General features: G+C 68.5%; 18 protein-coding genes and 2 pseudogenes. 8 read left to right on the top strand and 12 right to left on the bottom strand.

Annotated features, from left to right (window positions below; genetic code table 11):
- Window positions 1-294: 294 nt before the first annotated feature.
- Both AQJ91_RS03900 and AQJ91_RS03895 read left to right on the top strand, forming a co-directional pair.
- Window positions 295-2,457 carry a bifunctional polysaccharide deacetylase/glycosyltransferase family 2 protein gene (locus tag AQJ91_RS03900; RefSeq protein ID WP_067016358.1) on the top strand — a complete coding sequence of 721 codons (2,163 nt, stop codon included), beginning with the start codon at window positions 295-297 and terminating at the stop codon, window positions 2,455-2,457.
- Window positions 2,454-3,716 (top strand): acyltransferase family protein, encoded by a 1,263-nt coding sequence (locus AQJ91_RS03895; RefSeq protein WP_067016356.1) that lies wholly within the window; start codon window positions 2,454-2,456, stop codon window positions 3,714-3,716. Before AQJ91_RS03900 ends, AQJ91_RS03895 begins: the two co-directional genes overlap by 4 nt.
- A 46-nt stretch (window positions 3,717-3,762) precedes the next feature.
- Here AQJ91_RS03895 and AQJ91_RS03890 read toward each other — a convergent pair whose 3' ends face one another.
- The 3 genes from AQJ91_RS03890 to AQJ91_RS58085 all read right to left on the bottom strand — a co-directional run bounded on the left by AQJ91_RS03890 (window position 3,763) and on the right by AQJ91_RS58085 (window position 5,605).
- Complete coding sequence (locus AQJ91_RS03890) at window positions 3,763-4,569, bottom strand: BN159_2729 family protein (protein WP_067016354.1); 807 nt, start codon at window positions 4,567-4,569, stop codon at window positions 3,763-3,765.
- Complete coding sequence (locus tag AQJ91_RS03885) at window positions 4,566-5,165, bottom strand: RNA polymerase sigma factor (RefSeq protein ID WP_234381793.1); 600 nt, start codon at window positions 5,163-5,165, stop codon at window positions 4,566-4,568. Before AQJ91_RS03885 ends, AQJ91_RS03890 begins: the two co-directional genes overlap by 4 nt.
- A gap of 236 nt (window positions 5,166-5,401) precedes the next feature.
- A complete protein-coding gene (locus tag AQJ91_RS58085; RefSeq protein ID WP_159054476.1) occupies window positions 5,402-5,605 on the bottom strand; it encodes a helix-turn-helix domain-containing protein in 204 nt (67 codons plus the stop codon).
- A gap of 234 nt (window positions 5,606-5,839) precedes the next feature.
- Here AQJ91_RS58085 and AQJ91_RS03880 point away from each other — a divergent pair, with 234 nt between their 5' ends.
- Together AQJ91_RS03880 and AQJ91_RS53340 are read left to right on the top strand one after the other, a co-directional pair.
- Window positions 5,840-6,385 carry a helix-turn-helix domain-containing protein gene (locus AQJ91_RS03880; RefSeq protein ID WP_067016350.1) on the top strand — a complete coding sequence of 182 codons (546 nt, stop codon included), beginning with the start codon at window positions 5,840-5,842 and terminating at the stop codon, window positions 6,383-6,385.
- A gap of 133 nt (window positions 6,386-6,518) precedes the next feature.
- Complete coding sequence (locus AQJ91_RS53340) at window positions 6,519-6,665, top strand: hypothetical protein (protein ID WP_159054475.1); 147 nt, start codon at window positions 6,519-6,521, stop codon at window positions 6,663-6,665.
- 237 nt (window positions 6,666-6,902) lie between these two features.
- Here AQJ91_RS53340 and AQJ91_RS55135 read toward each other — a convergent pair.
- A pseudogene (locus AQJ91_RS55135) lies at window positions 6,903-7,043 on the bottom strand (transcriptional regulator); the annotation flags it as partial.
- A gap of 130 nt (window positions 7,044-7,173) precedes the next feature.
- Here AQJ91_RS55135 and AQJ91_RS03875 point away from each other — a divergent pair.
- A complete protein-coding gene (locus tag AQJ91_RS03875; protein WP_067016348.1) occupies window positions 7,174-7,665 on the top strand; it encodes an ATP-binding protein in 492 nt (163 codons plus the stop codon).
- Here the strand turns inward: AQJ91_RS03875 and AQJ91_RS03870 are convergent.
- From AQJ91_RS03870 to AQJ91_RS03860, 3 genes are read right to left on the bottom strand one after another with little or no spacing between them, the layout of a single operon-like run.
- Window positions 7,631-8,254 carry a DUF3558 family protein gene (locus tag AQJ91_RS03870; protein WP_067016346.1) on the bottom strand — a complete coding sequence of 208 codons (624 nt, stop codon included), beginning with the start codon at window positions 8,252-8,254 and terminating at the stop codon, window positions 7,631-7,633. The genes AQJ91_RS03875 and AQJ91_RS03870 overlap by 35 nt on opposite strands.
- A gap of 5 nt (window positions 8,255-8,259) precedes the next feature.
- Window positions 8,260-8,622, bottom strand: coding sequence for a hypothetical protein (locus AQJ91_RS03865; RefSeq protein WP_159054474.1), 363 nt, complete (start codon window positions 8,620-8,622; stop codon window positions 8,260-8,262).
- The gene (locus tag AQJ91_RS03860; RefSeq protein WP_067016342.1) at window positions 8,619-10,253 is read right to left on the bottom strand and encodes a hypothetical protein; all 1,635 of its coding nucleotides are present in this window, start codon (window positions 10,251-10,253) and stop codon (window positions 8,619-8,621) included. Before AQJ91_RS03860 ends, AQJ91_RS03865 begins: the two co-directional genes overlap by 4 nt.
- A gap of 178 nt (window positions 10,254-10,431) precedes the next feature.
- Here AQJ91_RS03860 and AQJ91_RS03855 point away from each other — a divergent pair, with 178 nt between their 5' ends.
- The 3 genes from AQJ91_RS03855 to AQJ91_RS03845 all read left to right on the top strand — a co-directional run bounded on the left by AQJ91_RS03855 (window position 10,432) and on the right by AQJ91_RS03845 (window position 14,081).
- The gene (locus AQJ91_RS03855) at window positions 10,432-11,430 is read left to right on the top strand and encodes an ArsR/SmtB family transcription factor (RefSeq protein WP_067016340.1); all 999 of its coding nucleotides are present in this window, start codon (window positions 10,432-10,434) and stop codon (window positions 11,428-11,430) included.
- A 252-nt stretch (window positions 11,431-11,682) separates the two neighbouring features.
- The gene (locus AQJ91_RS03850; protein ID WP_067016338.1) at window positions 11,683-12,666 is read left to right on the top strand and encodes an arabinan endo-1,5-alpha-L-arabinosidase; all 984 of its coding nucleotides are present in this window, start codon (window positions 11,683-11,685) and stop codon (window positions 12,664-12,666) included.
- Window positions 12,648-14,081, top strand: a complete 1,434-nt coding sequence (locus tag AQJ91_RS03845; RefSeq protein ID WP_067016336.1) for a family 43 glycosylhydrolase — start codon at window positions 12,648-12,650, stop codon at window positions 14,079-14,081. Before AQJ91_RS03850 ends, AQJ91_RS03845 begins: the two co-directional genes overlap by 19 nt.
- 24 nt (window positions 14,082-14,105) lie before the next feature.
- On the opposite strand, the gene AQJ91_RS03840 is transcribed toward AQJ91_RS03845, so the two are convergent.
- The 5 genes and pseudogenes from AQJ91_RS03840 to chvE form a co-directional block, all read right to left on the bottom strand.
- Complete coding sequence (locus AQJ91_RS03840; protein ID WP_067016334.1) at window positions 14,106-15,842, bottom strand: pyridoxal phosphate-dependent aminotransferase; 1,737 nt, start codon at window positions 15,840-15,842, stop codon at window positions 14,106-14,108.
- A gap of 162 nt (window positions 15,843-16,004) precedes the next feature.
- Window positions 16,005-17,078: pseudogene (locus AQJ91_RS03835) on the bottom strand (aldose epimerase family protein); the annotation flags it as partial.
- A gap of 81 nt (window positions 17,079-17,159) precedes the next feature.
- Window positions 17,160-18,404 (bottom strand): multiple monosaccharide ABC transporter permease, encoded by a 1,245-nt coding sequence (mmsB, locus tag AQJ91_RS03830; protein ID WP_067016330.1) that lies wholly within the window; start codon window positions 18,402-18,404, stop codon window positions 17,160-17,162.
- Window positions 18,401-19,951, bottom strand: coding sequence for a multiple monosaccharide ABC transporter ATP-binding protein (gene mmsA, locus AQJ91_RS03825; protein ID WP_067017192.1), 1,551 nt, complete (start codon window positions 19,949-19,951; stop codon window positions 18,401-18,403). Before mmsA ends, mmsB begins: the two co-directional genes overlap by 4 nt.
- Window positions 19,952-19,983: 32 nt before the next feature.
- Window positions 19,984-21,096 (bottom strand): multiple monosaccharide ABC transporter substrate-binding protein, encoded by a 1,113-nt coding sequence (chvE, locus tag AQJ91_RS03820; protein ID WP_407696818.1) that lies wholly within the window; start codon window positions 21,094-21,096, stop codon window positions 19,984-19,986.
- Window positions 21,097-21,193 lie beyond the last annotated feature (97 nt).

The following is a 21,193-nucleotide window of genomic DNA, read 5'->3' as shown; positions in this document are numbered from 1 at the left end:
CCCGGATTCCAGCACAGACGGCCGCGCCGCACGCTCAGCCGAGCCGCGCGACCTGCTCAGCCGCCGAAGTCTCCCGGGTGGAGCTCGGGGTGCGAAGCGTACCGTCGTGAACCACGTGCCTGGACATGACCGTGCAGACGCCGGTGCTGATCCTGGCGCATATCCGGACTCCGGCACCGGTGCTGGTCCGGACACAGGCACAGACCCAGGCCCTGGGCCGAGCGCGTCCCCCGGTCCCTCCGCGGCGCCCACCCCCTCGGCGAGCGTGCAGTCGGCCGAGTACAGGGTGGTGCAATGACCTCCCCGAGCGGCCGCGCCCGCCGTCGTTGGCTGCCGATGCGCCATCTGCTGCCGTTGCTCTTCCTCGTCGTGTTGCTTGCCATGCTGTGCCTGCACGGCTACGTACACAGTGAGATCTTCGCCGATCATCGGGCGCGGCTCCCGGCTTCCGCAGACGAGGTACCCAAGAAATTCCTGAAGGGCGGGCCGGTTCTCGACACCCGGGGTGGCGGGGCGCCGGTCAGCTACGAGATCCCGGACAAGACACTTGTTCTCACCTTCGACGACGGCCCGGATCCGACGTGGACGCCGAGGATCCTGGACGAGTTGAAGGAGCACCACGCCCACGCGGTCTTCTTCGTCACCGGCAATATGACGGCCCGTTATCCCAAGCTTGTGGAACGCATGGTGGCCGAGGGACACGAGGTCGGGCTGCACACCTTCAACCACCCCGACCTCTCCTTCCAGTCCCGCTCGCGACTCACCTGGGAACTGGCGCAGAACCAGCTCGCGCTCACCGGAGCGGCCGGAATCCGTACCTCGCTCGTCCGCCTGCCCTACTCCGCGACCGTCGTCTCCCTGGACAACAGGTCCTGGCCGGTGACCCGCCACGTCGGCGAGCTTGGCTACATCACGGTGTTCATCGACACCGACAGCAAGGACTGGGCGCGCCCCGGCGTCGACGAGATCGTCCGCAGGGCGCTGCCCGAGAAACGGGGCGACGGCGCCGTCGCCCTGATGCACGACTCCGGCGGCGACCGGTCCCAGACCCTGGCCGCTCTGGATGTGCTGCTGCCCAGCTTGCGGGCCGAAGGCTACAGCTTCCCGACGCTCACCCAGGCCCTCAAGGCACCCAGCGCGCACACCGAGGTCACTGGCACCGAGTTGCGGAAGGGCGAGGCCTTCATCACCGTGGTCGGCCTCTCCGAGCGGGTGACGGGTATCCTGATCTTCGCGCTGACCGTGGTCGGGGTACTGGGTCTCGCTCGCTTCGCGCTCATGCTGCTGCTCTCCTGGACACATGCCCGCCGGGCGCGCGGGCGGTGCCTCCCTTCAGTGACCGAGCCGGTCACCGTGCTGGTCCCGGCCTACAACGAGGCCAGATGCATCACCAACACGCTGCGCTCCCTGGCGGACAGCGACCACCCGATTGAAATCATCGTGATCGACGACGGGTCGACCGACGGCACCGCAGACATCGTCGAGCAAGTCGCCCTGCCGAACGCAAGAGTCCTGCGGCAGGCCAACGCCGGCAAGCCCGCGGCCCTCAACAACGGCATCGCCCACGCTCGCCACGACATCATCGTGATGATGGACGGCGACACGGTCTTCGAGCCGTCGACCGTGCGCGAACTCGTGCAGCCCTTCGGAGACCCAGTTGTCGGCGCGGTCTCCGGAAACGCCAAGGTGGGCAACCGCGGCACCCTCATCGGGGCCTGGCAGCACATCGAGTATGTGATGGGCTTCAACCTCGACCGCCGGATGTACGACGTCCTGCGCTGCATGCCCACCATTCCGGGTGCGGTCGGCGCTTTCCGCCGCGAGGCCCTGGACCGTGTCGGCGGGATGAGCGACGACACCCTGGCCGAGGACACCGACGTCACCATGGCCCTGCACCGGGACGGCTGGCGAGTGGTGTACGCCGAGAAGGCCCGTGCCTGGACTGAGGCGCCGGAGACCGTCCAGCAGCTGTGGTCTCAGCGTTACCGCTGGAGTTACGGCACTATGCAGGCCATCTGGAAGCACCGCCGGGCTGTGGTGGAGGCCGGGCCCTCGGGCCGCTTCGGCCGGGTCGGGCTGCCGCTGGTGTCCCTGTTCACGGTCGTCGCCCCGCTTCTGGCACCGCTGATGGACATCTTCCTGGCCTACGGCCTGGTCTTCGGGCCCACCGGAAGTACCGTCCTGGCCTGGCTGGGCGTCCTCGCCGTTCAGGCGTTCTGCGCCGCGTACGCCTTCCGGCTCGACGGCGAGCGGCTTGCACACCTGATCTCGCTGCCGCTGCAGCAGGTCGTCTACCGCCAGTTGATGTACGCGGTCCTGCTGCAGTCGTGGATCACCGCGCTGACCGGTGGGCGGCTGCGCTGGCAGAAGCTGCGCCGCACCGGAGCGGTCGGGGCCCCGGCGTCCGCCCCGGTGGTCTGGAACACCACAGTCCTGAAAGAGAAGCATCCCGGGTGACCGCGAGTACCCCGGCGGGGGCGTCCGCCGCCCGGCATTCGCAGGGCGGCGCCACATCCGCCGCGTCCGCGCAAGCCGCCGATGTGGCGCAGTCCGGCTCTGCTCGCGACCGCTATCTCGATCTGCTGCGCGCCGTCGCGCTCCTCCGCGTCGTCGTCTATCACTCCTTCGGCTGGGCCTGGCTGGCGCTGGTCTTCCCCTCCATGGGTGTGATGTTCGCGCTGGCGGGCTCGCTGATGGCCCGCTCGCTGCAGCGGCCCGTCCTCGGTGTTATCCGCAGCCGCCTTCGGAGGCTGCTGCTGCCGTTGTGGCTGTACGGCCTGGTGGTGCTCGGAGCTCTGTTCTCGCGCGGCTGGCATCCCGGGAAGGGGGAGGAGCTCTGGTGGTGGCTGAAAATCCTATGTTGGGTCGTGCCGGTCGGTACCCCGCCCTTCCCCTGGCACATCGGGAGCCCGGACGGCCTCCTCGACGGCTCCTGGGCCGAGCAGGCGGCGGGTCCCCTGTGGTACCTGCGGGCCTACTTCTGGTTCGTGCTGCTCTCGCCGCTGCTGTGGAGGATGTTCCGGAGGTCGCCGTGGGTGACCCTGCTGGCCCCGCTGCCGCTGACCGCAGCAGTGGGAACCGGCCTGGTGGAGATCCCTGGAGCCACGGGTGAGGCCATCAAGGACTTCGCGGTCTACGGCTCGTGCTGGATCCTCGGCTTCGCCCACCACCGCGGGCTGCTGCGCCGTGTACCGAGTTACATCGCCCTGTCCTTGGCGCCCGCATCGATGGCGCTCGGCCTGTGGTGGGCCTCCGGGCACCTCGGCGAGGACGGCTGGGACCTCAACGAAATTCCCCTGGCCCAGGCCCTGTGGTCCTTCGGTTTCTGCGTCCTGCTGCTGTTCGTCTCGCCGACCTGGCGGGAACTGCCCAAGCCACTCATGCGCTTCGACAGACCGATCACACTGGCCAACAACCGTGCGGTGACGATCTACCTGTGGCACGAGGCGGCGATCATCGCCGGCGTGCCACTGGTCGATCTGCTCTGGGAGATCCCGGGCGTCTGGCCGACGTACTCGGGACTGCTCGAGAGCTCCTCCTCCGTCCTCGTGTTCCTGATCACCTGGCCGCTTGTCGGGCTGCTCATCGTGGGCGTCGGTTGGACCGAGGACATCGCGGCCAAGCGCCGACCGCGCCTGTGGCCGGATACCGCCCGCGGAGCCGCCGCGCCGCGGGCGGGAAACCGGCTCACAGCATCCGGGTGCGGCATCCAGTGAGTTCTCCCGCACCTCGCTGCGGTGCCGTCCCGTCCGACTATCAGGTTCATGCGGTGTCGCCATCCCCGGCGACCGCGGTGCTGGTTGATGTGGCAGGCGGCTTCCCGGGGGTCAGCGGTCCGGCGTCGAGGACGACGCTTGCCAGCGCGCAGGGTTCGTCGGTGTCCCGCTTCTGCAACAGGGGAATACTGTCCTGGGCCCGGTAGCCGTGGTAGTGCCAGGTGTTGCCGTCGCAGTCGATCAGCGGACAGGCCAGATCGTAGATGCGCCCCCACAGGAAGTACGGCTCGCGGGCCGCGTGCCATGCCTCGCCCAGCAGGCGCGGCACGTCGTGCGCCACCAAGTGCACTGGCACCCCGTCACGTTCGCCGAACGCCAGCTGCGCGTACCCGGTCTGCCGGGTGTCGGCGTCCACCGGCGCTCCGGCGGCACCGAGCCAGAACTCCCAATCGGCCAGGGACGCCGCCTTGATGCAGACCACGACGCGGTCGCGGTCCCATTCGATGGCCATGACCTCGGGCCTGTGACCGTGGAACTCCGTGCCCAGCGAGGCCCAGACGGCATGGGCTCGGGCACACTTCGCCTCCCATGTGTCAACTTCGGCTTCAAGCGTGGTCGCCGGATGAGCCTCCGACTGCTCGGTGGCGGGCGGGTCCTGCCGCCGGACCACCAGGGTGCGCAGCAGCTCCGCCCGGGGTGCGGCTTGCTCTTCTTCGGTCCCGTAGAGGCTGGGCCCCAGAAGGGCGTTGGTGTTCAGAGCCAGCGCGAGATCGAACGCCACCTCCTCCCCGAAGCGCGCGAGGCCTTCACGGATGACGGCAGCGGCTGCCTGGACGTTCCTGTTCGACGTCACGCCGCCACCTCCTCGGTAGGCTGAACGATCCGCATCAGGCTGCGGAGGGCCCGGTACTGGAGCGTCTTGACCGCGCCTGGCTGCCGGCCCATCACCCGGGCCGTCTCGGGCACGGACAGCTCCTCCAAGAACCTGAGCCGGATGCACGTGCGCTGGTGGGCGCTGAGGAGGGGCAGCGCGTAGTCAATCACCTTGCGGGCCTCAACGGCCCTCAGGACCCCAAGTGCGACGTCCTCGGCGTTGCAGCCCAGCTTCCCCGACTCGAAGAAGTCGCCCGACGGAACTTCGAGCCGTACCCGGCTCGACCTGTAGTGGTCGATGATCAGGTTCCGGGCGATCGTCTGCAGCCAGGGGCCGAGGCCCTTCCCCTGCCAGGCGAAGGTCTCCATGCGGCGCAGCGCCCGCACGAAGACCTCTTGGGTCAGGTCCTCTGCCAGGTCCCGGTTTCGCACCCGGCGGACGATGCTGACGTACACAGTGTCACGATGTTGGTTGTACAGGGCGGCGAACGCATCGCGGTCGCCGCTGTGCGCGCGGGCGATGACGTCGGACTCCGGCTCTTCCGGCGGACTGATCTTGGCGCTGGCCTGAGACAACGGGCTGCCTCCGTTCTGACTGGACATTGGTGTGAGTGGGGGGTGAGGGCTCCCGGGCTTGTCGGCGTACGGGCGGCCCTCAGTTCTTGACCGGGCGGCCCGTGCGTTCATCCGCTTCGGGCCATACGGGGCGGAATTGACCTCACTCCTCGCCGCGACGGCACGAGTGCGCCCCGCCGTGAAATGAAGAAGCGGGTCAACCAAGGGCGGACTGAGCGCCGACACCGCGGTCCGGCTCATGGGTTCTCCCTGGTGATGGCTTCGACAGGGATCTCCAGAGCCGCAGCGATCCGCCGCAGGGTCTCGGGCGTCGTGCCCCGGCACCCTTCCTCGATGCGCGTGATGGTGCTCGGATGCCGCCCAGCGAGGTGCGCAAGACGCCTCACCGAGTGCCCACGCACCTCACGAAAGGCCTTGATTGTGGCTCCGTTAGGTGTCACGAGGAGCACGGTAGGCCCAATGAGACCTCTCCGCAAGGTGTAACTCTGATTGGTGGGGTGCGGGAAGCGTCACGGCGGGTACGAGTGAGGCTGGGTGGACGGGGTTCACGGCACGGGACCGGTGAGAGAGAATGCGCGTAGGCAACACTTTTGTGGCATGTGCGCCGATTATTACTGGTCAAGAGGTTGCTAGGCGCTATGAGTGTTGCCTTACCGTGGGAGATGATGACGACTATGACCACCACCCCCCGGGACTGGAAGCGCCTCGCCAAGGCCATCCGTGACGCACGCAAGGCGCGTGGCTGGAGGCAGGAAGACCTCGCGGAAGCGGCCGGCATCGGCTACTCCACCGTGCAGCGCGCCGAGTCCAGCGACGGCTACAAGACCATGCCGCTCACCATCGACAAGCTCGAGCGGACTCTCGGCTGGGAGCCTGGCAGCGCCAAAGAGATTCTGGAGGGTGGCGAACCCACCCTCCTGCCCGACTCGCGCGAGGGCACCTCGGAGGTCGAGGTGAAGGTGAGCACCTCCGGGGATGCTGCCGGGTTCATGGCACGGCTGCCAGCCCGCATTCAGCACGAACTGGCCGACGGAGAGCTCGTGGACACCGACGTCATCGAGCTGAAGCGCAAAGGCATGCGTCTGATCGTCTTTGCGACACGCGACGCCGACCAGACCTCGGAGAGTAAGGCCGCCAAGTTCGAAGACATCCGGGAATGGACCCGCGTGCAGCGCCGGCTCCGCGGCCTCGCGGCAGACAACGACCAGATCGATAAGTAGATATTCGCGAATTTTCGATCGATACCTACACACAGCCTGTATTCGCGTGCTTCCATTCCGTTTATCTCTGACGGGGGTCACCGCAGCATGAATCTGGGGATGGGGCGTCCGCGTGGGGACCAACGAATGGCGTGTGGAGAGAGTCCGGGGCCTCCCCCACGGTGCGAAGCTGATCATCGACGAGACAGAGGGCGAGGTCGGTGTCGTCTGGGTCAACGAGGACGAACTGGATGGCGACGTTGCCCATGCCCTCACCGAACACCTGACCAAGTTCTCCTGAGCTTGTTCTTCATGGTCTGAGCCGTTTCTTCGACCCGAGAGGCCGCCCGGGGCCGGGCCGGTGCGCCGCAACAGCCCGTCAGTAACCCCAACCACCCTGGTTACACCGCTCGTTTGGCAGACCCGAACTGGCCACTGACAGGTGTGGTGTGAGGGGCGGGAGGGGAGCTCGCGCTGGTCGTCGGCCGACGCCCCCGAAGGTTAGGGTCGTGGCTGATCATTGCCACTGAGGAGGGGGATGTTTGGAGAGCCCCACCCGGTCTACGAACTCCTCCCGGCTCAGCCCCGCGTGCTCCCGCAACGCCTGGACGACCGCCCCGAACGTCCGCAGACTGTCCGACGACTCCGGCTCACCACCCGCGCCCACACCATCGACCACTGTCGGTCACCTCCCGCGCCAATGGTCACGTCAGGTCACGAGTACCGTCCAGTCCGTAACCGCGTACGCTCCCGCGTCGTACGCACCGCCGACCTGGTGAAGTCCCCTCCCCGACCGCCAGATTGGGCGCATGAACGCACCGCCCACCCCCCAACCCCCGGTCACCGTACGTATGTTCACCCAGCGCCTCAGCGCAACGCCCCGCGGCGCCCGCCTCGCCCGGCACCTCGCCCTGAACCAACTGCACGACTGGGGCGTCCCGCACGGCAGTAACGCCTCCGACGCCGTCGCCGTGATCGTCGCCGAGCTGGCCGCCAACGCCGTGACCCATGGACGCGTACCCGGCCGGGACTTCGAGCTGCGGCTCTCCCTCGTCACCGGGAGCGTGCGTGTCGAGGTGAGCGACACCTGCGCCGAACGACGTCCGCAGAAACCGGGTGACGTACGGCCTACCCGGCCCCTCGACGAACACGGGCGCGGACTCGTGCTCGTCGACGCGCTCGCCGACCGGTGGGAGGTGCTGGACCGGGAGGCGTCGGCGCCCGGGAAGACCGTACGGGCGGAGGTCGATCTGCCGGGGTGGTGCGTCAGCCCGGCACGTTGGGAGCCACCGCTGCCGTGAAGTCCGCGGCGGCATCGCACACATCCTCGCCGCCGGCGTTGTAGCCCTGAATGGCGGACACGTTCGCGCTCCCGTACGACGTCGGCCACATGACCATGCATATGGAGTTGCTGACTTTGACGCTCGTCGCCGAGGGAACACCGTCGACCGCGATCGGCGACACGCTGTCCCACTGTGCCGGCGGCTCGTCCGAGTAGCGCAGCACGATGAAGCTCGTCCGGCCGTCGTCCTGCATAGCCCAGCGGCATCCAGGTTCGGTCATCGTGGTGTCGTGTTGCAGCCCCCACTCCTGGGCCAGCTCATAGCTCACCGCCGCGCACGGGTGCGACGGGACCTCACCGGAACCGGCCGCGTCCCCCGAAGCTGTCTCCGCGCCGTACGGCGCACTCGGCAAGGACCCGCCCGGCGACCCGGCGTTCGAGGAGCCGCCGTCCCGCGCCCACGCCCAGATCCCCATGCCCGCCACCGCGCACAGCACGACCGCGACAGCCGTGACCACCGCCACCCGCGCCGTCCTGGTGCCCGGCGGCGGTCCCTCCGGGAGGTCCGGGTCCGTCCAGTCCTGCCTGTTCTCGTCCCACTGGTCCACGGCGCCTACCCCTGCCCGCCGATGAGCCGGGCGAGCTGCTCGGCGGCCTGTCCGGCCGCGGCGAGTCCGGTCGCCGCCGTCGCGCCGACTGCGATGCGATCGCGCAGCCATGCCAGACGGCTCGGCTCGATCTGCCCCGTCTGCGCGATGTCGGCCTCGGCCGCGGTGAGTTGCGCTTCCAGCTCCCCGAGCCGGCGCAGCTCCTCGCGCAGGGCGGTCACGGCGTCGCGGAGTTCGGACGTGTCGGCCGCACCCTGCGAGACGTTGACGGCCTGGGCGTGCGAGCCCTGGGCTACGGCGCCGCCGTGCATGGTGCCGATGCTGATGCCACCCGGCTGCGGCTCCGGATTCTGATGGGCCACTGTCATGACGTACCGCCTCCCCCGTCCCTTCCTGCTTTCTCCATGCGCACGTTCTTCGCCGACGACTGGTCGCCCACCGCGACCGCGCTGTTGCTCATCTCCCCGATGAACACGCCGCCCTCGCTCACATGGACGACGGACTGCTCGAAGTCGCCCGTTTCGTAGCCCTTCGTGTGCAGCGCCCCGCGCACGCCGCTCGCGATCCGGTCCTGGATCGTCTTGACGTACCGGCTGATGTCCATCTCCTGGAACAGGGAGACCTCCTCCACGCTCCCCAGCTCCCGCACCGAGGCGACGGGCCCGTCGGGCAGCGCGTACCGCGGCATGGTCAGCCAGACGCGGACGTCCGAGACGACCGTGCGGAACAGGCACAGCCCGGCGGCGACGCCCGCGCCGGGGCCGGTGAGCAGGACGCGGACGATATCGCGCGGCAGGGCGCCGCTGCCGTCGGTGGCGCGCCGCGCGATCACGTCGACCGAACGGAACTCCGGGCGCAGCGGGTTGAGCACGTGCGGCACGACCTCCAGGACGAGCATCCCGCCCTGGGTGTGGACTCGGACCAGGACGGAGATGCCGACCTGCTCGTCCCACGCCCCGATCCGCACCCGCAGGAAGTGCCGGCGTCCCTCGCCGCCCTCGCCGACCGCCGCTTCCAAGTGCTTGCCGGTCTGGTCGAGTTCCTGCGCGAACCGGTCCCGGGCCAGCCCGACCGGCAGATACACCAGCTCGTCGACCTCGAGGTCGCGGAGGCGGTCGCGGCCGGTGGCCGAAGACTCCCTCAGGCCCTCCAGAGGCTCCTTGATGAGGTCGATGACCTCGCGCCCGGTGAGCGGCTTGGCGGCGGTGTGTCCGCCCTTCAACTCCATGGCCACGGACCACGGTTTGTACGGCGTGCCCGCACCGACGAACGGCCGGAACGGGTCGTAGATCGTCAGCCGGGCATGCTGCTCACGGTCGATGGCCGCGCCGATCCGCTCGAACTGCCCACCGCCCGGCAGCTCCTTGCGGGGTCCCGCCCGGAACGCCTCACGGCTCAGCTCACCGCGGACGATTTCCCGGATCCGCGTCTGGAACTCCCACACCGGCAGCATCAGCAGCAGCGGGAACACCACTGCCGCCCAGACGTCCGCGCCGGAGAAGAGTGCGACGCCGGCCGCGCCCCAGTAGACGAGCATCAGGACGAACGGCAGGACGGGCAGTACGGCCTTCAGGCGGCCCCGCGTGGCCTGCTTCAGCACCGCGCGGTCCAGGGTGAAGGCGGTGCCCGTGGCGCCCTGCACGACATAGGTCACGACGCCGACGACCGCGTACGCCACGAACCACGGGACCGGGAACACCGTCTGCTCCGAGCCGGTCCCGGCCAGTCCGAGCCCGATGAACAGCACCCAGATCAGCAGCAGCACCAGGCCGGTCCCGGTCTCCCGGCGGCGGGCGTGCAGCGCGTGCGCGAGGACCGGCAGGGCGTCGATGCCCAGGGAGGGCGCGATCGGGCGCTCCTCGTGCTCGACCAGCTGCTCGATGACACGGCGCCGGAACGTGCCGTCGAAGTAGACGCCCGCGCACAGCAACCGGGTCGCCTCGCTGTGCGTGTACCGGGGGCCGTCGCCAGTTGCTGCGACCTGCTCAGGCACGGTCATCACGTGGCGTCCTCGTGTGGCGTCCTCGTGTGAGTCCTGTGTATGCGGACGGCTCGGGATGTCTCTGCTGTCATGGTCCCAAAGAGTGGGGAGCGTCACACCGGACCGGCAAGGCGGAGAAGCCAGGGCTTAAACCGGCAGGTCACTGCCGCCCCCATGCGCAGGGGAGGGGACGACCGTGTTGCGCATCATCTTCACCGCCGAGGACCTGAGGCGGCTCCGGGTGGCCCCGGGGCCCGACCACATGTGGGAGGTCACCAACAGTGTGCAGACCCTGCAACGCCGGGACGGCACCGCCGCGTTCGGCGCCTGGCGGCAGGCCGTACGGCCCCGGCTCTCCGCCGACAGCCGGATCCTGGCCGATCTGCTGCCCCCGTACGGCTACTCGCCGGACTTCCTCACCCCCGCACCCGGCACCCCCACACCCGGCGTCGGTGGTCTCGCCACGGCCGTACGCGCGGTGACCGGCACCCCGGCGCACCGCCTGGACACCGACCTCACCCGGCTGGCCGCCGGGCGCCGATTATCGGGCTGGGTCGGCCGGCTGGCGCAGGGGCAGCACTCCGCGACAGACGCCCTCGGGCGCGCGATCCACGCCTTCCACACGGAGGCGCTCGCACCGTACTGGCCCCGGATCCGCGCCCATGTCGAGGCGGACTGCCTGCTCCGCCGGCACACCGCCCGCGAGGCCGGCCCGGAGGCGCTGCTCGCCGGACTGGGGCCGCGGATGCGCTGGGTGCCGCCGGCGCTGGAGGTCGCCTACCCGGTGAGCCAGACGCTCCAACTCCGGGGCCGCGGCCTGACCCTCCAGCCCTCCTACTTCTGCTGGCCGGCCCCGGTCTCCCTGTACGACCACACTCTCGCCCCCGTGCTGGTGTACCCCGTCCCGCACGACCTGTGGGCCCGGCCCGGCGCCCGCCACGACCCGGTGCAGGCGCTGGGCGCGCTGATGGGCCCCGTCCGGGCTGCCGTCCTCGTCGCCGCCTGCACCGCCCGCAGCACCGGCGAACTGGCCGGAAGCCTCGCGGTCTCCACGTCCTCCGTCAGCCAGCACACGGCGAAACTGCGCCACGCCGGGCTGCTGATCACGGTCCGGCAGGCCGGCCGGGCCCTGCACATCACCACCGCGCTGGGCCACGCCCTCATCCGCGGCGCCCAGGGCGGCAGCCTCCAGTGAGGACGGCTGCGCTTGGTTGGTGACATGGCGGAAAGACGGCCGCTGGGGCAGCCCTTCGGGTGGCTCTGGGCGGCGTACTCCGTCAGCACGTAGTTTTCCGGCAGTTGGCCCCTGTTGCTGCGCGGACCATTGACGCGCAAGGGGTTCGATTCTACGGTCCGTCCGAACGTGCGATCGCCGTTCGGGATTTCGTACGCTATGGCCAAGGTATCCCGGGCGACGTGAACTCCCCCCACCGCAAGGAGGATCCACGTGAGCCGCACCTCCCGTACCTCCCGCAGGGCCACGCTCTTCGCCCTCCCCGCCGCCGTCCTGCTCGCCCTGGTCCCGTCCTCGGCGTCGGCGTACCCGAACCCCGGCCGCGTCATCGGTTCGGTCGTCACCCATGACCCGACGATGATCCGCACCTCGTCGGGGCAGTACCTGCTGTACGCCACCGGCGGCGGCATCAGCAGCAAGAGGTCCGGCGACCGCACCGCCTTCAGCGCCGGCGCGGACGCCTTCTCGTCCCGGCCCGGCTGGTGGTCGAACTACTCCTCCGTCCCGGAGGCCTGGGCGCCCGACATCTCGTTCCACGGCGGCAAGTACCTGCTGTACTACTCCGTCTCGAAGTTCGGCTCGAACACCTCGGCCATCGGGCTCGCCACCTCCAGCACCGGGCAGCCGGGCAGCTGGACCGACCAGGGCACCGTGTACACGTCGAGCTCGTCCAGCGACTACAACGCCATCGATCCGAACCTCTTCGTCGACGGCGACGGCAAGTGGTGGCTGTCCTTCGGCAGTTGGTGGACCGGGATCAAGATGATCCAGATCAACCCGTCCACCGGGAAGCAGCTCTCCTCCAACACCACCCGGTACTCGCTCGCCTCCCGCCCGACCGGAACCAAGGCCGTCGAGGCGCCGTACATCGTGAAACGCGGCAGCTACTACTACCTCTTCGCCTCCTACGACACCTGCTGCAACGGCACCAGCTCCACCTACAAGGTCAAGGTCGGCCGCGCCGCCGGCGTCACCGGGCCGTACGTCGACAAGAACGGCGTCTCGATGATGAACAACGGCGGCACGCCCGTGCTGGAGTCGCACGGCAGCGTCATCGGCCCCGGCGGACAGTCGATCATGAACGACGCCGACGGCGACCTGATCGTCTACCACTACTACGACGGCAACGACAACGGCACGCCCAAGCTGGGCATCAACCTACTGAACTGGAGCACCGGATGGCCCGTCGCCTACTGACCCTGCTGGCAGCACTGCTGCTGGCCCTGACCCTCGGGCAGCCGTCCGCAAGTGCGGCCTCCTTCAGCAATCCCGTCAAGGCGCAGAAGGGCGCCGACCCCTGGATCTCGTACCACAACGGCAACTACTACATGGTGTCGACGAGTTGGACCGACGTCATCACCATGCGCAAGTCCGCCACCCTCGCCGGGCTCGCCACCGCGCCCAGCGTGCAGGTGTGGAAGGGCGACGCCGCCTCCAGGTGCTGCAACATCTGGGCGCCGGAGATCCACTTCATCAACGGCCGCTGGTACCTGTACTACGTCGCCGGGCAGAACATCACCGACTACAACGCGACGCAGCGCACGCACGTCCTGGAGAGCTCCGGCTCCGACCCCATGGGGCCGTACACCTACAAGAACCAGCTCAACTCCGCCTGGATGCTGGACGCGACGGTGGCGACCATCAACGGCCAGCTGTATCTGTTCGGCAGCGCGAGCGGCGGCACGCAGAACCTCGTCGCCGCCCGGATGTCCAACCCGTACACGCTGGCCACGGGCTTCTCCACCATCTCCAGGCCGACCAACTCCTGGGAGACGTCCGGCGGCACGGTGAACGAGGGCCCGGAGATCCTCCAGCGCGGCGGGCAGACCTTCCTCATCTACTCGGCGAGCGGCTGCTGGACGCCGGACTACAAGCTGGGGCAACTGACGCTGACCGGCTCAGACCCCCTGTCGGCGTCGTCCTGGACGAAGAAGTCCACGCCGGTCTTCCAGCGCAACGACGCGAACGGCGTCTACGGTCCCGGCCACCACGGTCACTTCAAGTCCCCGGACGGCACCGAGGACTGGATCGTCTACCACGCCAACGACGCGGCCTCCGAGGGCTGCGACAACGGGCGTACGGCACGGGCCCAGAAGCTCACCTGGAACTCCGACGGCACCCCGAACTTCGGTACGCCGGTGAGGCTCGGGTCAAGCATGACGGGCCCGTCGGGCGAGCCGTCGTCCGTGTCCACCACGTACACGATCACGAACCGCAACAGCGGCAAGTGCCTTGACGTCGCCGGAAGTTCGACGGCCGACGGCGCCAACGTCCTGCAGTACACCTGCAACGGCGGCAACAACCAGCGGTGGCGCATCGAGGACCAGGGCGACGACACCAGCCGCCTCGTCAACGTCGCCACCGGCAAGGTCCTCGACACCGCCGACTGCTCCGCGGCCGACGGCGCCGACCTGCGCCAGTGGTCCTGGCTGAACAACACCTGCCAGCGCTTCCGCTTCCTGGCGACCGACAGCAACTACGTCCGCATCGTCAACGAGGCCACCGGCAAGGTGGCCGACGTCGCGAACTGCTCGACGGCGGACTCCGCCGACGTACGCCAGTGGTCCTGGCTGAACAACAACTGCCAGCAGTGGAGGCTGAACCCGGTGTAGTCGGCCAACCCGGATGAAACGGTGCTACCCCGCCTGTCCCATCCCCGCCGCGTTCGGCCAGCTCTGGGAGTTGGGCCAGCCGGAGACCGGGGCTGGGGCCAGGCCGGGGCCGGTCGTGCCGCGGACCTGGGCGGCCGTGAGCCCGCCCCGGGCCGGGACGCCCGGCGGGGTCGGGCCGGGGGCCATCGCCGCGGCCGGGGCCATGGGCGAGGGGAACGGCGTGGGAGCGGGGGCGGGCGCCGGCACCTGGGCAGGTACCGGAGCCGGGGCGGGCATCTGGGCCGGTACCGGGGTCGGAGCCGGCATCTGGGCCGGGGTCGGCATCTGGGCCGGTACCGGAGCAGGGGCGGGGATCTGGGCCGGTGCCGGCATCTGCGCCGGTGCCTGGGCTGCAACCGGCATGGGCATTCCGCTGCCGCTCCGCTGCGGGGGGATGCCCATCGGCGTCACCTGGGCCGCCGCCGGCATCGGCATGCCGACGCCGGGCGCCGGGGCGGCTGCGAGCCCCGGTGCGCCGACGCCGACGGCCTGAGCGGCGAGGCCGTGCATGCCGGCCCCGTTGGTCGAGCTGACCAGGCGGTCCACCGCCGCCGTACCCGAGCTGTAGTTGGTCCCGTTACTCAGTTCGGGTACGGCGGCTCCCCTCCTGGTCCCGTAGAGCACCTGTTCCAGGCCGGACACCAGGCGACGCACGTCCACCTGGGGGCGCACCACGAGCCGCAGGAAGCGGCTGGACGAGCCGATCTTGTTGCCGCACTCGCGGACCAGGATCCGGTGCTCGGTCAGCATCCGGTCCCGGACCACGGTGCCTTCGGCGCCCACGGGGAGGCGCACGAAGAGGAAGTTGCCCTGGGACGGGTAGACCGTCAGGCCAGGGAGTGCGGAGAGCTGGCTCGCCATGTCGAGGCGGTCGCGGCGGACCTGCTGGAGGCTCTGCGCGTACTCGGCGCCGTGGTTCTTGAGCATGAACACCACGTGCTCAGCGAAGGAGTTGAGGTTCCACTTCGGGAGCATCGAGCGGACCATGCCCGCGAGCGCCGGGTTGGCGACCAGGTAGCCGAAACGTATGCCGTGCAGGCCGAAGTTCTTGCCGAGGCTGCGCAGGACGATGACGTTCGGGCGGAGCATCGCCTCCTGGACCACGGACGGCTCCACCTCGGCGTCCGCGAACTCCAGGAACGACTCGTCGACGATCACCAGGTCCAGGTCCGCCATCGCGTCCATGAACTGCACGATCGCGTGCTTGTGGAGGAACCCGCCGTCGGGGTTGTTCGGGTTGCAGATCACCGCGACCCGGGTGCCCCGGGCCCGGATGAACTCGGCGTACTGCGCGAGGTCCAGGGCGAAGCCGCTGGACTCCTGGAGCGGGAACATGTCGACCCGCTTGCCGGTCTCCATCGGCTGGTCGGTCCAGCGGCCGAAGGTGGGGACGGGGATGGCGAGGGACTCACGGACCAGCAAGTGGTCGATCCACGTGATCAGTTCCGTGGAGCCGTTGCCCATCGCCACGCACTGCGGCGGAAGCTGGAGCAGACTGCACAGCTCCTGCGTGATGGTGTCGGCGCTGCTCGGGTAGTACGTGATGATGTCGCGCAGCCGGCCCGCCATGTCGTCGAACATGGCGGGCGTCGGGAAGTACGGGTTGCAGGGAATGCAGAAGTCGACCGGACCGGCCCCGTCGCCGCCCTCCCGCGTCAACGCCGCCATCGACGGGCTGTGTGCCGCGGTACTGCGGAACAGCGAGGTGACGTTGTCGGCCATGGAACCTCCGGTATGGGGCGGGCCCGGCGGGGACGACCGGGCCCGTCGTCTTGGGTGGCCCGCGCGGGGGAGCACGGGCCACCCGTACATACGGAGGCTGGGGTGGCGCTGTTCAACCACTGAGGAATCGGTAAGAACTTGTGTGCCACCTGTGAAGGTCGGTCAGCGCGTGAACGAGTGGACCGTCGTCGACCGGTACGTCACACCCGGCTTCAGCACCGTCGACGGGAACGACGGCTGGTTCGGCGAGTCCGGGAAGTGCTGGGTCTCCAGGCACAGCGCGCCACCCTGCCGGTAGGTCTTCCCACTCGGGCCGACCAGCGTGCCGTCGAGGAAGTTGCCGGAGTAGAACTGCAGGCCCGGCTCCGTGGTCGCCATCCGCAGGGTGCGGCCGGAGGAGGGGTCCTTGAGGGTCGCGATCCACTCGGGCTTCGCCGAGATGCCCTTGTCGAGCACCCAGTTGTGGTCGATGCCCTTGGCGTACAGCAGCTGCTGGTGGGCCTCGCGGAGGTCCTCGCCGATCGCCTTGGTGCGGCGGAAGTCGAAGGGGGTGCCCGCGACGGGGGCCGGCTCACCGGTGGGGATCAGGCCCGAGTCGACCGGTGTGTAGCGGGAGGCGGCGATCTTCAGCTCGTGGTTCTCGATCGTGCCGCTGCCCTCGCCGGCCAGGTTCCAGTACACGTGGCTGGTGAGGTTGACGACCGTCGTCCTGTCGGTCGTGGCCTCGTAGTCGATGCGCCAGTCGCCGTGCTTGGTGAGGGTGTACGTCACCTTCACCTTGAGCGTGCCCGGGTAGCCCATCTCACCGTCGACGCTCGTGCAGTACAGGTACAGGCCGACGTCGGAGCCCTTGGTGAACGGCTCGATGTCCCACACCCGCTTGTCGAAGCCCTGGGCGCCGCCGTGCAGGCTGTTCTCGCCGTCGTTGACGTCGACCTGGTAGGTCTTGCCGTCCAGCGTGAACCGGCCTTTGCCGATGCGGTTGCCGTACCGGCCGATCAGCGCGCCGAAGTACGGGCTCCTGGCGACGTAGTCCTCGATGTTGTCGAAGCCCAGGGAGATGTTGGCGTACCGGCCCTGGCGGTCCGGGACCTCCAGGGACTGCACGATCCCGCCGTAGGAGAGGACCTTCATTCGCGTGCCGCCGTTGGCCAGCGACCAGCTGTGGATCTCCGTGCCGTCGGCGAGCTTGCCGAAGAGCTCCTTCACCGGCTTCCTGCCTCCCGTGACGTGGGACCGTGCCGACCATGCCGGCACCGGTCCTCAAAACGTCGAGAGGCCCCGCGGACCAGCTGTCCGCGGGGCCCGACGACTTGCTTACGAACCGACCTTGCGCTTGTTCCACACGTCGAACCCGACCGCCGCCAGGAGCACCAGGCCCTTGATGACCTGCTGCCAGTCGGTGCCGATGCCGACGAGGTTCATACCGTTGTTCAGCACACCCAGGACCAGGCCACCGATGATCGCGCCGAGGACGGTGCCGACACCGCCGCTCATCGACGCACCGCCGATGAACGAGGCCGCGATCGCCTCCAGCTCGAAGTTGAGGCCGGCCTTGGGGGAGGCCGCGTTGAAGCGGGCGGCGAAGACCAGACCCGCCAGGGCCGCGAGCATGCCCATGTTCAGGAAGACCAGGAAGGTGACCTTCTTGTCCTTCACACCCGACAGCTTGGCCGCGGGCAGGTTGCCGCCGATCGCGTAGATGTGCCGGCCGATGACCGCGTTGCGCATGACGTAGCCGAAGCCGACCACCAGCACGCCGAGGATCAGCAGCACGATCGGGGTGCCCTTGTAGCTGGCGAGCAGCATGGTGACGGTGAGCACGGCCGCGCTCAGCGCGACGAGCTTGAGCAGGAAGAGCTTGGCGGGCAGCACGTCGAGGGCGAACTCCTGCTGCCGCTTGCGGTCGCGGACCTCCTGGAGCACCACGAACGCGATCACGGCGAGGCCGAGCAGCAGGGTGAGGTTGTGGTAGTTGGTCTCCGGGCCGACCTCGGGCAGGAAGCTGTTGGCGACCTTCTGCAGACCCTCCGGGAACGGGCCGATCGTCTGGCCCTCCAGGAAGATCTCGGTCAGACCGCGGAACAGCAGCATGCCCGCGAGGGTCACGATGAACGACGGTATGCCGAGATACGCGATGAAGAACCCCTGCAAGGCGCCCGCGGCCGCGCCGATGGCCAGACACAGCACCAGGGCGAGCGGCCAGGCGATGTCGTGGCTGACCATCAGCACGGCTCCCACCGCGCCCACGAACGCCGTCAGCGAGCCGACCGACAGATCGATGTGGCCCGCGATGATGACCAGCATCATGCCGATCGCGAGGATCAGGATGTAGCTGTTCTGCAGCACCAGGTTGGAGACGTTGCGCGGCAGCAGCAGGTCGCCGTCGGTCCACACGGCGAACAGCACCACGATCAGGCCGAGGGCGAACAGCATGCCGTACTGCCGCATGTTGCGGCGCATGCCGTCCAGCATCAGCTGCAGCATGCCGTCGCCGGTGGCCGCCCCTTCCTTGCCGGGCGGCGCGGGGGCCGGCGTCTTGGCGGTCACATCCGTGCTCATCGGGATACCTCTTTGTCCTTCGTCATCTGACGCATCAGCGATTCCTGCGAGGCCTCTTCGCGCGAGAACTCACCGGTCAGCCGCCCCGCGGCCATCGTGTAGATGCGGTCACACATACCGAGCAGCTCCGGGAGCTCGGAGGAGATGAAGACGACCGCCTTGCCCTGGGCCGCCAGTTGGTCGATGACCGTGTAGATCTCGTACTTGGCGCCGACGTCGATGCCGCGCGTCGGCTCGTCCAGGATCAGCACGTCCGGACCCGCGAAGATCCACTTGCTGAGGACGACCTTCTGCTGGTTGCCGCCGGACAGCTTGCCCACCGGCTCGAAGACGGTCGGCGCCTTGATGTTCATGGACTTGCGGAAGCCCTCGGCGACCTGCCGCTCCTCGTGCTCGTCGACCACACCCCGCTTGGCGACCTTGCCCAGCGCGCTGAGCGAGATGTTGCGGTTGATGGTGTCGATGAGGTTGAGGCCGTAGTGCTTGCGGTCCTCGGTGACGTACGCGATGCCGTGCTTGACCGCCTCGGGGACGGTCTTCGTACGGATCTCCGTGCCGTCCTTGAGGACCACGCCGCCCGCGTACCGGCCGTAGGTCCGCCCGAACACGCTCATCGCGAGCTCGGTGCGGCCGGCGCCCATCAGGCCCGCGATGCCCACGATCTCCCCGCGGCGCACCTGGATCGACACATCGTCGACGACCTTGCGCTGCTGGTCGATCGGGTGGTGCACGGTCCAGTTGCGGATCTCCAGGGCGGGGGCCTGGCCCTCCTCCGGCTGGTGCGGGGAGCGCTCCGGGAAGCGGTGCTCCAGGTCGCGGCCGACCATCCCGCTGATGATCCGGTCCTCGGTGGTCTCCGCGGCCTTCACGTCGAGCGTCTCGATGGTCCGCCCGTCGCGCAGGATCGTCACCGAGTCGGCGACCTTGCGGATCTCGTTCAGCTTGTGGGAGATGATGATCGAGGTGATGCCCTGCTTCTTCAACTCCAGGATGAGATCCAGGAGTTTGCCGCTGTCCTCGTCGTTCAGCGCGGCGGTCGGCTCATCCAGGATGAGCAGCTTCACCTTCTTCGACAGCGCCTTCGCGATCTCCACGAGCTGCTGCTTGCCCACGCCGATGTCGGCGACGCGGGTGTCCGGGTGGTCGGTGAGACCGACCCGGCGCAGCAGTTCCGTGGCGTGCTTCAGCGTCTCGTTCCAGCTGATGATGCCGCGCGTGGCGTGTTCGTTGCCGAGGAAGATGTTCTCCGCGAGGGAGAGGTAGGGCACCAGGGCCAGCTCCTGGTGGATGATCACGATGCCGTGATGCTCACTGGCCCTGATGTCCTTGAACTCGCAGACCTCTCCCTCGAAGAGGATCTCGCCCTCGTACGTGCCGTGCGGGTGGACGCCGGAGAGGACCTTCATCAAGGTCGACTTGCCGGCGCCGTTCTCCCCGCAGATGGCGTGGACCTCGCCCGGCCGGACGGTCAGTGTGACGTCCGACAGCGCTTTTACGCCGGGAAAGGTCTTGACGATCGAGCGCATTTCCAGGACGGGTCCCGCCATGGTCGTGCCTTCCAATCAGAGTGTGCCGGCGGTTAGTTGAGGTCGCTTTCCTTGATGTAGCCGGAGTCGACCACGACCTTCTGGTAGTTGGCCTTGTCGACGGCGACGGGCTCGAGCAGGTACGCCGGGACGACCTTCGAACCGTTGTCGTAGGTCTCGGTGTCGTTGGTCTCGGGCTTCTTGTCGTTGAGCAGGGCGTCGACCATGTTCGAGGCCACCTTGGCGAGTTCGCGGGTGTCCTTGTACACGGTCATCGACTGCTGGTCGGCGATGATCGACTTCACCGAGGCGACCTCGGCGTCCTGGCCGGTGACGACCGGCAGCGGCTTGTTCTTGGAGCCGTAGTCGTCCGACTTCAGCGCCGAGAGGATGCCGATGGAGATGCCGTCGTACGGGGAGAGGACCGCGTCGACGCGCTCGGTCTTGTACGCCGAGGTCAGGATGTCGTCCATGCGCTTCTGGGCGGTGCCGCCGTCCCAGCGCAGGGTGGTGACCTGGGTCAGCGCGGTCTGCTTGGACCGGACGACGAGCTGCTTCTTGTCGATGTACGGCTGCAGGACGTTCATCGCGCCCTGGAAGAAGTAGCGGGTGTTGTTGTCGTCGTTGGAGCCGGCGAACAGCTCGATGTTGAACGGGCCCTTCTTGGAGCCGTCCTTCAGGCCGAGCTTCTCGACGATGTAGTTGCCCTGGAGCTCGCCGACCTTCTCGTTGTCGAACGACGCGTAGTAGTCGACGTTCTCGGTGCCGAGGATCAGGCGGTCGTAGGAGATCACCGGGATGTCGGCGTCCTTGGCCTGCTGGAGCACGTTGTTCATCGACTTGTTGTCGATGGCCGCGACGATCAGCGCCTTGACGCCCTGCGTGATCAGGTTCTCGATCTGCGAGACCTGCTGGTCGGGGTCGTCCTCGCCGTAGACCAGCTTGGTCTTGTAGCCCTTGGACTCCAGGTCCTTCTTGACGTTGTTGCCGTCGGCGATCCAGCGCTCGGAGGACTTGGTCGGCATCGCGATGCCGATGGTGGCGCCTTCGGAGCTGCCTGCCTTCTCCTCGCTGCCGCCTTCGCTGCTCTGACCGCAGGCGGACAGGGCGAGAGCGAGGGAGGCGGCTCCGGCCATGGTGGCGAGGGCGCTTCTACGGTTGCGCATTGTCATCATCCTTGATGTGTTTGTGCCGAGCTCGGTCTGGCGGTTTGCGAAGCGCTCCGAAGGGCGATGCGAGAAAAGACCGAGAAGAGGTGTGTCG

Source organism: Streptomyces dysideae (assembly GCF_001514305.1).
Taxonomy (GTDB): domain Bacteria; phylum Actinomycetota; class Actinomycetes; order Streptomycetales; family Streptomycetaceae; genus Streptomyces; species Streptomyces dysideae.
This window is presented reverse-complemented; position numbering and strand designations above follow the sequence as displayed.

Excerpts from the sequence above, each read along its gene's own strand:
- AQJ91_RS03900 (WP_067016358.1), top strand. The coding sequence starts at position 295 with ATGACCTCCCCGAGCGGCCGCGCCCGCCGTCGTTGGCTGCCGATGCGC.
- AQJ91_RS03845 (WP_067016336.1), top strand. The coding sequence starts at position 12,648 with ATGGCCCGTCGCCTACTGACCCTGCTGGCAGCACTGCTGCTGGCCCTG.
- AQJ91_RS03860 (WP_067016342.1), bottom strand. The coding sequence starts at position 10,253 with ATGACCGTGCCTGAGCAGGTCGCAGCAACTGGCGACGGCCCCCGGTAC.
- mmsA (WP_067017192.1), bottom strand. The coding sequence starts at position 19,951 with ATGGCGGGACCCGTCCTGGAAATGCGCTCGATCGTCAAGACCTTTCCC.
- chvE (WP_407696818.1), bottom strand. The coding sequence starts at position 21,096 with ATGCGCAACCGTAGAAGCGCCCTCGCCACCATGGCCGGAGCCGCCTCC.
- AQJ91_RS03865 (WP_159054474.1), bottom strand. The coding sequence starts at position 8,622 with ATGACAGTGGCCCATCAGAATCCGGAGCCGCAGCCGGGTGGCATCAGC.
- AQJ91_RS03840 (WP_067016334.1), bottom strand. The coding sequence starts at position 15,842 with ATGGCCGACAACGTCACCTCGCTGTTCCGCAGTACCGCGGCACACAGC.
- mmsB (WP_067016330.1), bottom strand. The coding sequence starts at position 18,404 with ATGAGCACGGATGTGACCGCCAAGACGCCGGCCCCCGCGCCGCCCGGC.
- AQJ91_RS03880 (WP_067016350.1), top strand. The coding sequence starts at position 5,840 with ATGACCACCACCCCCCGGGACTGGAAGCGCCTCGCCAAGGCCATCCGT.
- AQJ91_RS03875 (WP_067016348.1), top strand. The coding sequence starts at position 7,174 with ATGAACGCACCGCCCACCCCCCAACCCCCGGTCACCGTACGTATGTTC.